The organism is Sphingomonas sp., assembly GCF_050725575.1.
Lineage (GTDB): Bacteria > Pseudomonadota > Alphaproteobacteria > Sphingomonadales > Sphingomonadaceae > Sphingomonas.
Genome location: NZ_JBOHHW010000084.1, coordinates 1 through 12,324 on the forward strand (window position 1 = coordinate 1; position 12,324 = coordinate 12,324).

Below are 12,324 nucleotides of genomic sequence, written 5' to 3' on the forward strand. Positions count from 1 at the left end.
GCGATATCCGACGCCTTCTCCTTGAAATAGAAAGCGCCAAGGACATAGCTGACCCGGTCACCGAAAGCTTTGCCGGCGAGCTGGAGCTCCTGGCTGAGCTGCCATTGCCGATCGTCGTTGGTAGTCTGGCGGAAGACGAAGGGCGTATTGTCTCCGTCGCGGGCGAAATAGGCTTTCATGTCGCGATAGGCAGTGATCGATTTGAGCGTCGCGCTGCCCAGATCATAGGCGACGGTGCCCTGCACACCCCAGAGATCGAGATCGTTGCGGTTGGGACCGCCGGCCCAGGTTTCGAACGGGCTTGTGGTGATGAAGCTGGGGTTGAGCGTCGGCTGGCCATTCGGCGCGATGATGCCGAGGGTCGGCGCGACGAAGCGGTTATAATTGACCAGGAAAGGCTGACCGGTGATGCCCGGTGCATTGCCGACCGCGAGCAGGTCGGACGGGGCCGATGTCTCGCGCGCGCGGGTATAATCGCCGCCGATATCGATCGTGAGCACGTCATTGGGCTGATAGCGCAGCTTGGCGCGGATCATGTCGGCATTGCGGTCGCCCTGGGTATCGCCGTCGAACAGGCGCTTCACATAGCCGTCGCGGTTGAGCATCGCGCCTGACACGCGCAACGCAAGCACATCCTTGATCAACGGCAGGTTGATCATCCCCTTCACGTCGAGCCGGTTATAGCTGCCGGTGGTCGCCTCGATCCGGCCCGAGATCTCGCTGGGATCGGGTTTCGCGGTGGTGATCAGGACCGCGCCGCCAATGGTGTTCTTGCCGAACAATGTGCCCTGCGGACCACGCAGCACCTGAACGCTTTCGATGTCGACGGCATCCATGATGCCACCGATCGAGCGGGCATAATAGACATCGTCGACATAGAAGCCGACGCCGGGATCGGAAAAGATGGCGAAGTCATTCTGCCCGACGCCGCGCACGAATACCGTGGCGTTGTAATTGCCGCCGGACAGCGCGGCGGCACCGTCAAAGCGGATGTTCGGCGTGTATTTGGCGATCTGGTCGAGCGTGTCGACCCCGCGCTGTTCCAGCGCCGCGGTCGAGAAGGCAGTCACCGCGACGGGCACGTCTTGCAGATTTTCTCCGGTGCGGCGCGCGGTGACGATGATCTCGCCTTCATCGGGTGCGGCCTCGGCGCTCGCATCGGGCTGGGGCTCGGTTTGAGGTTCAGCCTGGTTCTGGGACGTGGCTTGTGCCTGGGCATGAACTGGCCATGCCAGCGACGCCAGCAACGCGATCTTGAGACAATGCTTCATGGTTCATCCTCCTCTTTTTCCAATTTTTCAGCTGGTTGAGCGATCAAGTTCGGCGGCGTGGCGGATGACCTTCTCAAGCAGCTGCTTGAGCGTCGCCTGTTCGGCGGGGGACAGTTCACCGAAGATCTTTTCCTCGTTGATCGCGGTGCGTTCGAGCGCTGACGCCAGCGCGACGCGGCCTTGTCCGGTCAGGTGAAGCGCGTTCATTCGCGCGTCCTCCGAACCCAGACGATCGACCAGACCGGCATGTTCGAGCTGATCGATCATGGTCTTGACGCTGGCGCGCGAGAGGCCGGTAAAAGTTGCGAGATCGGACTGGTTGCAGCCGGGATTGGCGTTGATGTGGTTGAGCGCAGTGAGGCGCGAGGGGCTCGTCAGGCCCAGTTCGGCAAGCTCGGGGGCGAGGTGAGAATAGACCGCAATCTGCACCATGGTGATGCGCAGGCCGAGGCGGTCGGGCGATTCGCGGAGCACCGCGATCGGCGGCATCTGCCTGATATTGGAAGTCTTTCCCATCCATCCTCTCCCGGTCCCGGCTTTTGTAAAGGGGACTTACAAAAACTGTAATATCACATAACAATCTAGATAAAAAGAGGATGATGAAAAATGCATCTTATGGACCCCGGACGCGCGGCGTCGGAGGCCCACGCCAAGGTGCCGGGCGACGAAGCATAAGCGCCAGGCGCGAGCCGGGAGTGCCGCAGTTTGAGTTACGGGAAGGCGTGCAGGCTGTGACGAGGGCGCACCATGGTGCAGCGCCGGCGCGGGACGTCCTGATCGTCCGGCGCGGAAACAGTTCTAAACCAGTTCGAAGCCACCCTTCAGCCCGCCGACCGACGAGGTGCCGAGCCAGATATCGAACGCGCCCGGCTCGACCGTCCATTTGTCCCCGGCCCAGAAGCGCAGGTCGGCCGCGGTGAGCGTGAAGCGGAGCTGTTTCGTTTCCCCCGGCGCGAGCGTGATGCGGTCGAAGCGCTTCAGTTCGCGCACCGGGCGGGTGCGGCTGGCGACGCGGTCGCGGATGTAAAGCTGCACCACTTCGGCGCCTGCGACCTTGCCGGTATTGGCGATCGACGCGGTGACGACCAGTGTGCCGTTCGACGTCAGTGGCCCGCCGACCTGCAAGCCTGAGAGCGCGAAGCTGGTGTAACTGAGGCCATGCCCGAACGGGTACAGCGCGTCATTGCTGGTCTCACGGTAGCGCGCCTTATATTCCTCACCCGGCGTGCCGGCGGCGGGGCGGCCAGTGGTTTTGTGGCCGTAGAAATAGGGCTCCTGGCCGCTGTCGTGCGGGAAGCTGACCGGCAGCTTTGCCGACGGGTTGACCGTGCCGAACAATATGTCGGCAATGGCATTGCCGGCTTCGCTGCCGAGGAACCAGGTGGCGAGGATCGCGGGCGCATCCTTGACCGCGCCCGACAGTGCCAGGGCGCGGCCATGGCGGAGCAGGACGATCACCGGCTTGCCGGTGGCCGCGACCGCTTCGGCCAGCGCCTGCTGCGCGGGAGGCACGATGATCGCGGTGCGCGACTGCGCCTCGCCCGACATGTTCTGCGTCTCGCCGATTGCGAGCAGCACCACGTCGGCGGCGCGCGCCGCGGCGACCGCTGCCTCGATGCCGCCGGGCAAGGGGGCTTCGACATCGCTGCCCTTGACCACGTCGAGCAGCTTTGGATCGGCGAGTTTCGCGCGGATACCGCTCGCCAGATCGACGTTGATCGTCTTCTCCGCCATGAAGGCCCACATGCCGACGACATTGTCGCGGTCGTCACCGAACGGGCCGATCAGGGCGATGCGGCCGGGATTGGATTTGAGCGGCAGGAGCCCGCCGTCATTCTTGAGCAGCGTGATCGAGCGTGCACCGGACTCGCGCGACAATTTGCGCAGCGCCGGGCTGGTGACCTGAGTGCGTTCGGCCTTGGCGTCCATCGAACGATAGGGATTGTCGAACAGGCCGATCGAATCCTTGAGCTGAAGCACGCGGCGGACCGAAGCATCGACCGCAGCGACCGGCACTTCGCCGGCCTCGACCAGCGCGGGCAGATGGAGATTGTAGAGGTTGCTCGACATGCTCATGTCGACACCCGCCAGGAACGCCTTTTTCGCGGCGTCGCGGCCATCGGCGGCATAGCCGTGCGCGATCAGCTCCTCGTCCGCGGTCCAGTCGGATACGACCACGCCCTTGAATGCCCATTCACCGCGCAGCAGATCGGTCAGCAGCCAGTGATTGCCGGTCGCGGGCACGCCATTGATGTCGTTGAACGCAGACATGGTGGTGACCGCACCGGCCGCAAAGCTGCTCTCGAACGGCGGGAAATGGATTTCGCGCAGCGCCTCCATCGAGATGTCGACGCTGTTGTAATCCATGCCGGCGGCGACCGCGCCATAAGCGGCGAAATGCTTGGGACAGGCGAGCATGCGTGTGGGGTCGCGCAGATCCTTGCCCTGGAAGCCGCGCACGCGGGCGGCGGCCATGGCCTGGCCGAGGCAGGTGTCCTCGCCCGAACCCTCGGCGACGCGGCCCCAGCGCTGATCGCGTGCGACATCGACCATTGGCGCGAAAGTCCAGTGAATGCCAAGCGCAGTGGATTCGAGCGCCGCGCCGCGCGCGGTGCGTTCCGCCAGATCGGGGTCGAACGATCCGGCCTCGGCGAGCGGGATCGGGAAGATCGTGCGCAATCCATGGATGACATCGGCGCCGAAGATCAGCGGAATACCGAGCCGGGTTTCTTCCAGCGCCATGCGCTGCATGGTGCGCCCGCCGGCGACGCCGGTGCCGTTGAACAACATGCCGACGCGGCCGGCGCGGATGTTGGCGAGTTGTGCTGCGGTATTGCCCGACGCCGCGCCGGGATTGAACACGATGCCGGGCGCGCGGAGCAGGTCGCTGAAGCAGCTGAGCTGGCCGGCCTTTTCCGCCAGGGTCATGCGCGCGATCAGGCTCTCGATCCGGTCCGATTGCGCCAGCGCCGCGCGTGGGGCGAGAGCGAATCCGGCGACCATCGCACCGGATTGGAGAAGCGCACGGCGGGAAAGCTGCATGGGGTGATATCCTGGGGAAGGGGCTTCATGCCTTAACGGGTGAACCGGAGCAGGGAAATAACGTTCACGATCGGTGTTGTGAACGTTCCCATAAAAATCGCCGTGAGTCACGATGCGATTGGATTCGATCCGGATCAGCGGGGAAAACAGCGGGTCCGGTCATCCCGGTAGGGGCGTGGGGCTGGCATCCCCAGCGGAAAATGCCTCGGGAGCATTTTTGACCCGGGAATGGAGACATCTGCGCCATGATCTGCGGGGCGGTAATCGTGCTTGTGCTTCTGCCCTCGCCTTGTCAGAAGAGCCTCCAGGGGGATCTGTATGACGGGGGCGTCGTCTATTTTATCGTGGCTGGGGGCCGGGTTGGCAGTAATGCCATCCGTTGCCGGCGCGCAGGTAACCGAGGCTATACCGGCCGCCGTCGCAGCGCCGGAGCCGAGCCCGGTCGCGGAAGGCTTTGTCCGTGTTCCGGCCAACACGACGTTCACTTTCGAGATCGTCGATGCGTTGAGCTCGAAGACCAGCAAGATCGACCAGATGTTCGCGATCCGATCGCTCGTCCCGATAACGGTCGACGGCAAGGTCGTGCTTCCGGCAGGCATTGTCGGTGAGGGACAGGTCGTTCATGCCGCCAGGGCGACAGGATTGGGCAAGGCGGGCGAATTGATCCTTGCCGCACGCTATCTGCAATGCGGCGACACGAAGGTCGGGCTACGCGGGCTCAAGCTGGGCGGGGCGGGGCAAGACAAGACCGGCACGTTGATGGCAGCGACGATCGCGGTGGGCGTCATTGCCACCCCGCTGCTGTTCCTGAAGGGCGGGGAAACGATCATCCCCGCCAGGACGCTCGCCCATGCCCGGCTGAGCAAGCCGGTCGACATCCAGGTATCACCGACACCGCAATGCGCCGGCTCGGGGCCGATGGTGGCGCCGCCCGCGGAGCCCGGTCCTATGACGGTCCCTGTATCGGCGGAGCCGAAACCCGCGATCATCCCAACGCCGTCTCCTGCAACACCAACACCAGCACCGACCGTGGTGCCGGCATCTGTTTCCAGCCAAGAGGGGAAGTCTGAATGAAGAAGAATATCGCGTCGCTGATGCTCGCCGTCGCCGTGGCGGGGATGGCGGTTCCCGCCATTGCCCAGGATGCTGCCGCCGCGGCCACCGCGGCGATCGCCACCAAATCTGGCACGATCGGCACGCCTGCCGCCGGCAAGGGGATGATCGTGTTCTATCGCCCCGGATCGCTGATGGGAGCGGCGCTTGGCTGCACCGTGCGTGAAGGCGAGGGAGCGGCCGAACAGCAGATCGCCCGGCTCGGCTCAGGCAAATATTGGGTCCATATGGCCGAACCCGGCAAGCATGCGTATCGCACCGAGGGGGAGAAGACGGACGTCCTCAATCTCGAGATCGAACCCGACGAGACCTATTTCGTGAAGTGCAAGATCGGCATGGGTATCATGGCCGGCAGGGCCAATATCTCGCCGTCGGATCAGGCAGAGTTCGGCAAAAAGGCCAAAGGCCTGAAACTCTGGGAGCCGAAGGCAGATAAGGCTGCCAAGGACGACAAGGCCACGGACGAGAAGAAATAACCGATCGCCACCCGGCGACCGGAGTACATTGGGCCGCTGTCCGAGATACGGACAGCGGCCTTTTCTATGGGCTTCATGCAGATCAGCCAGAAAGCGGGCTGATTCAGGCAACCGCGCGCGATCACAGCTTGCGAACGAATCCTTCAGCCGGTCGACGGGGCGTTTACCGCCAGTTGCGCGGCAAAAGCCCGTTTATAGGCGGGCCGCGCTTCGCCGCGAGCGACATAGGCAGCCAGGTTCGGATATTCGTCCAGGACGCCCGACATTCTCAGTCGGAGCAACACTGATACCATCAAAAGATCGCCCGCGCTGAACGCATGATCGAGCCAGTCGGCATCGCCCAGGCGAGCGGAAAGTTTGTCCAGCCGGTCCCGGATACGGTCGATGATCAATGGCAGGCGCTCCTTGCTCCAGGGCTTGTCCCCTTCCAAAATCCTGACGGTCACGAGTTCGAGAATCGGCGACTCCACGGTGTTGAGCGCGGCAAACATCCACGTGATCGCGCGCGCGCGGGCGTTGCGATCCTCCGGTAGAAGGCCCGCATGCTGCTCCGCGATGTGAAAGACGATCGCGCCCGTCTCGAACAGGGAGAGATCGCCTTCCTCATAGGTGGGAATCTGGCCGAAAGGATGGAGCGCCAGATGCGCGGGTTCCTTCATCTCGGCGAAGGAGACGAGCCGAACCTGGTAAGGCTGGCCGGCTTCTTCGAGCGCCCAGCGAACGCGCGTATCGCGCGCCAGTCCCTTGCCGCCGTCGGGCGATCGTTCAAAGGCGGTAATGGTAATGGTCATGGTAGCACTCCGATGATGGCATGATGCTTCGAGAAAGCAGTCATGGGCACCAACGAGATTGAAAAGGCGGCAGGCGAGACACGCCGCCTGCGGCCCAAGGTATCAGGCGACGCCGAGTTTCCCGCGCTCGCCGTCTCGAGGCGTTGCGAGTTCCTCGGGTGTCACGAACCCGGCCAGATCCGCCGCCTCGAAGAATGGCCGGATCTCGATTTCGCTGCGGCCCGGCATGCAATTGGGACTGCGCTTCGCCCAGGCCACGGCCTCGTCCATGTCCCTGACTTCCCAGATCGAGAAGCCGGCGACCAACTCGCGGGCCTCGGCGAATGGACCGTCGATGACCGTGCGGCCGGGACCTTCACAGACAATGCGCTTGCCCTGCGCGCTGGGCTTGAGGCCGGCGGCGGCCACAAAGACCCCGGCCTGGACCAGCTCCTCGGTGAACCGGTCCATCGCTTCGAACGCTTCCATCATCTCGGGCGTGGGCGCCATGCCCTGCTCGCTGTTCTCAGTGGCTTTCACGAACACCATCACACGCATTGTCTGTCTCCTGGTTTGAGCCGGCCCCTTTGGCGTCTCATCGGAACGACGAGCGAGCTTGTCGGAAATCGACATCGCCCTGCAATTTTTTTCTCGGCAGGTTTTCTGGATCGGAAGCGTGCGACACTTGCCCCCCAAACGGGCATCCAGGATCACAAACTTGGCGGGCTATGCAAATGCCGGTGCGCGCTCCCCAAGCTCATTTTGGAACTTGAACTCAGGCGCAACCACCTGCGCCGGTCTGCACATTCACGATGAACTCACGCATCAGCGCCGTGCATTCCTGATGGTGCGTCTCGAGCAGAAGGTGTGTTCCGTCGTAGATATGCATGTCCAGCCGATCGAGTTCGCGGGCATAGGCAAGGACTTCCTCGATCTCGAAATACGGGTCGTGCCGGCCCCAGAGCAGCAGCGCGGGCGGCTGATGATTGCGATGATAGGCCGAGATCTCCGGGAAACGAGCGACGTAGCGGCCATAATCGGCGAAGATACGGAACTGTATCTCGACAAGCCCCGGCCGGTTCATCCGCTCCCAGTCGAGATGCCAGCACTCAGGCGCGATGGCCGGCTTGATCCGATCCGGTATGTCGCCGACATATGTGTGTCGCACGCCTTCATAGTTCAGCCACTCCGGGAGTTTCTCGCGGTTCCCGGGAGTAGGATCCGCCCAGTAGGTCTTGTTTCCGTCCCAGTCCGGTCCGAGGCCTTCCTGATGCGCATTGCCGTTCTGGATGATCAGCCCGAGCACACGATCGGGGCGCGCCAGCGCCGGATAATAGGCGACGGGCGCGCCGAAGTCGTGGACGTAAAGGAAGAACCGCTCCAGCCCGACCTCATGCGTTAAAGCATCGATCGTCCGCGCCATCGCATCGAATGTGTACTCATAATCGTCGGGAGCTTCGGTAAAGCCGAACCCCGGCAGGTCGGGTGCAACGACTCGCGCCACCTCGGCCAGCGGGCCGATGACGTTGCGAAAGCTGTATGATGAGCAAGGTTGACCATGGAGAAGCAGCACGCCGGGCGCGCCGCGCCGCCCCGCCTCGCGGTAGAACAGGTTCACCCCATCCACATTGACCGTGCGATGCCTGGTTTTCTGAACGTCCAGCATATGTCTCTCCTGTGACATGCCGGTTCGACCAGTCTGGTTCACACCGTATCTTTGCTGTCCCAGCTCGCCAAAACCGGATATCTGCTTGAAAGCGGTTAGTTCGTATATAACCTCATAACACGGATATAGCGGTTAGGTTCCATGTCGATTGATGCGTACACAGAGTGGGTGCCGGAGCATTTCGTCGGCGGGCATCCTGCCCTGGACCTCGCGAACGCGGTCTTTGACAGGCGAGTTCCCGCGCGTGACAATGAGCTTCTAAAATCCGCCCGGGACGTCGGAAACTGGCTCCGTGCCACGGGTCTTGCCAATGAGGTTCAAGCAGAAGCTGTGGCTGGAGTCGCAAGCGATGTGCTTGTGGAACGCGTCCGGGAAATAAGGGAAGCGTCGTTCGCAATTTTCGAGGCGCGCGCCACCGGCATCTCGCCGTCATCAGAGGCACTCGGCTTGCTGTTTCTTCGGGCTGCGAACGGGCTTTCCGCCGGGCCGGTTGAACTGAACGATACAAGGCCGGCGCTCACCACTCTGCAGTGGCAGGATCCCAATGCCGTCACCGCCTTCCTGGCCATGGTTTCGATCGAGGCATTCTTCATCCTACCGCGCGAAAAGCTCCACTCCTGCCCTCGCTGTGGTTGGCTTTTCGTTGATACATCACGAGGAGGAAGACGCCGTTGGTGTAGCATGCGGACTTGTGGGAACCGCGAGAAGGCATCGCGCCACAAAGAACAGGCTGGCTAAAGCTGCTGAAAAAATGCGGACTAACGGCTGACGACCCGTTTCTCGCGATTCATCTGCAGATCGGACGAGCCTGTAGCGGCCATGGGAAGTTTCCGGCTGATCCATGTCAAACCGCAAGATCGGTCGAGCGGGCCATGGCCAATAGCGACTAGCTGGTGCCGCCACGGAGGAAGAGACGATGACGGCAGCGTTTCAGAACTATCATGCCCGGATGCTGCGGGTGCTGGATCATATCGACCAGCATCTTGACAGTGATCTGGACCTGGACACGGTGAGCCGAATCGCCGCTTTCTCGAAATTTCATTTCCACCGGCAGTTTACGGCAACTTTCGAGGTGTCCGTGCACCGCTATGTCCAGCTTGCTCGTATGAAGCGCGCTTCGCACCAGCTGGCCCATCTGGACGCCCAAAGCGTCACGGACATCGCGATGGATGCCGGTTACGACGCACCGGATGCCTTCGCCCGCGCCTTTCGGCAACGGTTCGGGCAATCGCCTTCGTCGTTCCGGAAATCGCCCGACTGGGTGCCGTGGCTTGCGGCCTTCGGGCCTCTGGACAATGCGAGGAGCAAGCTCATGCAGATTATCTTTACCCCAGACGATGTGACGATCCGCGACGTGCCCCCGACGCCGGTAGCAATCATGGAGCATCGCGGTGACCGGGCGACGCTCGGCGACACGATTCAGCGGTTCATTGCCTGGCGCAAGGCTGCCGGCCTGTCGCCCGAAACAAGCCCTACTTTTACGATCTTTCGTTCCGAACGGGAGCCCGTAATCCCGGCCGACTACAGCATGGACATCTGTTGCGGGACCGACCAGCCGATCGAGGTCAACGGCGAGCAGATAAAGGCGGGCGTGATCCCCGGCGGACGCTGCGCGGTGCTGCGCTATCCCGGCAATACCCACAATCTCGAGCCCGCCGCGCTGTACCTTTATCGTGACTGGCTCCCGGACAGTGGCGAGGAAGCGCGTGACTTCCCAATCTATTGCCGGCGGCAATTGTCCTCCATCCCGGAGGTGCCGGCTCATGAAGTGATCGTGGAACTGTTTCTGCCGCTGAAATAGCGTTCGGGATGGCGGTCTGTCCCGTTCGATCGTGAGCAGCGGATGGGCTGCTCCCTACCGCTCTCGGCTATTCGCACTGCTGCTGCAGTGAGCGGTGTAGTCGAGAGCGGACCGTCGTGTTTTTTGGGCAGAAATGCGGACTGACGGCTAAAGAGCGAGTAGTAGAGTTTGATCGGGCCCATTAGGCTACCCACATGGCCGCCCGTCTCTTCACTTTCGTTTGCGAATTCAGGGGCACGACCCATGTGTCGCAGGTACGCGCATCCGATGAACAGGATGCCGTCCGGGCTTGGGTTGACACTCTCCGGAAAGAGCGCCCGTTTGCGCGAGCCTCCATCTATCTTGCTAAAACAGCAGAGGCAGACCTGGCGAGCTTTCCGCCGGTTGCAATCAGCGGCGTCTCAAATGTGTGGTGTATCACGGGGAGCTGCGGCGGCGACTTCATGATGGCGGACATTATCGAAACTGCCCCTCCCGCGAATGGCAACGGATCACCAGTCCCGGACGCTCTGTCGAGACGTGGTTTATGAATTCACGTTCCGGTCGATAGGCTCCCTGTCCGGCATAGCGGACAGGGGGCAATCGATCAGAAGCTGAACTTCACCGAACCGCCGATGATCCGCGGGTCGTTGACCATGGCGGTCAGATTGTTGAAGTCGATCGCGCTGACCGCGCGGATCTGGTTGGTGATGTTGCGGGCAAAGGCCGCGACCTCGATGCCGCCCGCCGTCTTGTAGCCGATGCGCAGGCCGCCCTCGAGCGACGATTTTCCGCGAAACTCCTTCGCAGTGTAGAGGAAATAATTGATCTTGCTGCGATAGGCCCAGTCGGTGAACGCGAAGATCTCATCCCCATTGGCGAGCGGGATGCCGTAGCGCACCGTCCAGTTGGCGATCCAGCGTGGCGCCTGGGGCAGGTCGTTGCCATCGAGGATCGCCCGGCCGGCGCCATTGAGCGCGTTGGTGACGGTGCAGCCACCGCCGCACACTGCAACCGACTGGGTCGGGTCGCGCATTTCGGTGAAATTGTAGCTCAGGCCGGCGGTCAGCACGAGCGGGTCGACCGGTCGTGCGTTGAGTTCCGCCTCAAGACCATAGCCGACCGCCTTGTCGACCGTCAGCAGCTTGGCGGAGTTGTTGTTTCCGCCCACGGCGGTGACCTGAAAATCCTTGGTGCGGAAGTAATAGCCGGTCAGGTCGAAACGCACCCGGCTGCTGAATTGCGTCTTGATACCGGCTTCGCCCGAAATCGTGGTCTGCTTCGGTGCAGTGGTCGGGAAGTCGCCGAAATTGACGCGGTCCGAAATCGCCGGGCCGAGATAGCCGGTGGCGAAGCGCGCATAGATGCTGACGCGGTCATCGACCTTGTAGTTGGCGCTGGCGTCCCAGGAGACATTGTCGCCCTTGACCTTGGTCGTGATCGGTAACGGCTGACCCGGGAAAGCGGCGAGGCCCCCGACCCAATCGGTCTTGTTGTCCTTCGAATAGCGCACCCCGGCGCGCAGTGTCAGCGCATCGGTCGCGGCATATTCGATCGAGGCGAACAGGCCGAAATTCTCGTTCTTGTTATCGTGCAGGACATTCTGCGTGAGCGCGCCGGTGCCGTCATAGGCGGTCTCGTTATAGATCAGCTTCTGGTGGAAATAATACGCGCCGATCTGGCCGCGCAGGCCGTTGAAGTCCTCGGTTTCGAAGCGCAGTTCCTGGCTGAATTCCTCCGGCTTGGTGGTGCCGCCGGTGTTGACCGGGAAGCCGCCGACATTGATCGTGCCGAGCGTACAGCCGGGGATGAAGGCGTAGCAGCTGCCGCCATCGACATCGCCGGTGCTCTGCACCTTGACCTTCTCGAAGGCAGTGATGGTGTGCAGCGTGCCGACGCCGTCGAATGTGTAATTGAGTTTCAGATTGGTGCCGAAGGCGTTCAAATTCTGGCTCGTCAGGCCGTCAAGCGAGATGCGCTTGATGTCGAAGCCGGTGTTGAAATCATTGCTGCCCGGGCGGAATCCGCCGGCGCGGAACAGCCGCGGCGTGGCGTCGAGATCGCGCGCATGGACATTGAGCAGGGCGGAGAAGTCGCCGCTTTCATAGCCGATCAGCAACCGGCCGGCGAGGTCGCGATAGCCTTCAAGCTTGCGATCGGCGAGAGTGGGGGAGGCGGTGTTGGTGACCCAATTGTCGCGCCGCTG

11 protein-coding genes are annotated in these 12,324 nt (G+C 62.4%); 4 read left to right on the forward strand and 7 right to left on the reverse strand.

The window, feature by feature from the left end; all coding sequences use genetic code 11:
* The 3 genes from ACRECS_RS26805 to ACRECS_RS26815 form a co-directional block, all read right to left on the reverse strand.
* Positions 1 to 1,271: TonB-dependent receptor (locus tag ACRECS_RS26805; protein WP_431586030.1), on the reverse strand; the 1,271-nt coding region annotated here is incomplete at its 3' end.
* Positions 1,272 to 1,298: 27 nt separating this feature from the next.
* On the reverse strand, positions 1,299 to 1,787 hold the full coding sequence (locus ACRECS_RS26810) for a MarR family winged helix-turn-helix transcriptional regulator (RefSeq protein ID WP_431586031.1): 489 nt from the start codon (positions 1,785 to 1,787) through the stop codon (positions 1,299 to 1,301).
* Between the two features lie 282 nt (positions 1,788 to 2,069).
* Positions 2,070 to 4,313 (reverse strand): glycoside hydrolase family 3 N-terminal domain-containing protein, encoded by a 2,244-nt coding sequence (locus tag ACRECS_RS26815; protein ID WP_431586032.1) that lies wholly within the window; start codon positions 4,311 to 4,313, stop codon positions 2,070 to 2,072.
* Positions 4,314 to 4,682: 369 nt separating this feature from the next.
* On the opposite strand from ACRECS_RS26815, the gene ACRECS_RS26820 reads away from it, so the two are divergent.
* Positions 4,683 to 5,387, forward strand: coding sequence for a hypothetical protein (locus tag ACRECS_RS26820; RefSeq protein WP_431586033.1), 705 nt, complete (start codon positions 4,683 to 4,685; stop codon positions 5,385 to 5,387).
* Positions 5,384 to 5,902 carry a hypothetical protein gene (locus ACRECS_RS26825; protein WP_431586034.1) on the forward strand — a complete coding sequence of 173 codons (519 nt, stop codon included), beginning with the start codon at positions 5,384 to 5,386 and terminating at the stop codon, positions 5,900 to 5,902. The genes ACRECS_RS26820 and ACRECS_RS26825 overlap by 4 nt, the downstream gene beginning before the upstream one ends.
* Before the next feature lie 143 nt (positions 5,903 to 6,045).
* Here the strand turns inward: ACRECS_RS26825 and ACRECS_RS26830 are convergent, their stop codons facing one another.
* The 3 genes from ACRECS_RS26830 to ACRECS_RS26840 all read right to left on the reverse strand — a co-directional run bounded on the left by ACRECS_RS26830 (position 6,046) and on the right by ACRECS_RS26840 (position 8,338).
* A complete protein-coding gene (locus ACRECS_RS26830) occupies positions 6,046 to 6,693 on the reverse strand; it encodes a glutathione S-transferase family protein (protein WP_431586035.1) in 648 nt (215 codons plus the stop codon).
* A gap of 102 nt (positions 6,694 to 6,795) precedes the next feature.
* Positions 6,796 to 7,230, reverse strand: a complete 435-nt coding sequence (locus ACRECS_RS26835; protein ID WP_431586036.1) for a YciI family protein — start codon at positions 7,228 to 7,230, stop codon at positions 6,796 to 6,798.
* 217 nt (positions 7,231 to 7,447) lie between these two features.
* On the reverse strand, positions 7,448 to 8,338 hold the full coding sequence (locus ACRECS_RS26840) for an alpha/beta fold hydrolase (protein ID WP_431586037.1): 891 nt from the start codon (positions 8,336 to 8,338) through the stop codon (positions 7,448 to 7,450).
* 141 nt (positions 8,339 to 8,479) lie between these two features.
* On the opposite strand from ACRECS_RS26840, the gene ACRECS_RS26845 reads away from it, so the two are divergent.
* Both ACRECS_RS26845 and ACRECS_RS26850 read left to right on the forward strand, forming a co-directional pair.
* Positions 8,480 to 9,076 (forward strand): CGNR zinc finger domain-containing protein, encoded by a 597-nt coding sequence (locus ACRECS_RS26845; RefSeq protein ID WP_431586038.1) that lies wholly within the window; start codon positions 8,480 to 8,482, stop codon positions 9,074 to 9,076.
* Positions 9,077 to 9,254: 178 nt separating this feature from the next.
* Positions 9,255 to 10,139, forward strand: a complete 885-nt coding sequence (locus ACRECS_RS26850; protein ID WP_431586039.1) for an AraC family transcriptional regulator — start codon at positions 9,255 to 9,257, stop codon at positions 10,137 to 10,139.
* 586 nt (positions 10,140 to 10,725) lie between these two features.
* On the opposite strand, the gene ACRECS_RS26855 is transcribed toward ACRECS_RS26850, so the two are convergent.
* On the reverse strand, positions 10,726 to 12,324 hold a 1,599-nt coding region (locus ACRECS_RS26855; RefSeq protein ID WP_431586040.1), incomplete at its 5' end, for a TonB-dependent receptor.

Bases quoted from the DNA above. Each gene is read 5' to 3' on its own strand.
- ACRECS_RS26840 (WP_431586037.1), bottom strand. From the start codon at position 8,338: ATGCTGGACGTTCAGAAAACCAGGCATCGCACGGTCAATGTGGATGGG.
- ACRECS_RS26845 (WP_431586038.1), top strand. From the start codon at position 8,480: ATGTCGATTGATGCGTACACAGAGTGGGTGCCGGAGCATTTCGTCGGC.
- ACRECS_RS26820 (WP_431586033.1), top strand. From the start codon at position 4,683: ATGCCATCCGTTGCCGGCGCGCAGGTAACCGAGGCTATACCGGCCGCC.
- ACRECS_RS26850 (WP_431586039.1), top strand. From the start codon at position 9,255: ATGACGGCAGCGTTTCAGAACTATCATGCCCGGATGCTGCGGGTGCTG.
- ACRECS_RS26835 (WP_431586036.1), bottom strand. From the start codon at position 7,230: ATGCGTGTGATGGTGTTCGTGAAAGCCACTGAGAACAGCGAGCAGGGC.
- ACRECS_RS26825 (WP_431586034.1), top strand. From the start codon at position 5,384: ATGAAGAAGAATATCGCGTCGCTGATGCTCGCCGTCGCCGTGGCGGGG.
- ACRECS_RS26830 (WP_431586035.1), bottom strand. From the start codon at position 6,693: ATGACCATTACCATTACCGCCTTTGAACGATCGCCCGACGGCGGCAAG.
- ACRECS_RS26810 (WP_431586031.1), bottom strand. From the start codon at position 1,787: ATGGGAAAGACTTCCAATATCAGGCAGATGCCGCCGATCGCGGTGCTC.
- ACRECS_RS26815 (WP_431586032.1), bottom strand. From the start codon at position 4,313: ATGCAGCTTTCCCGCCGTGCGCTTCTCCAATCCGGTGCGATGGTCGCC.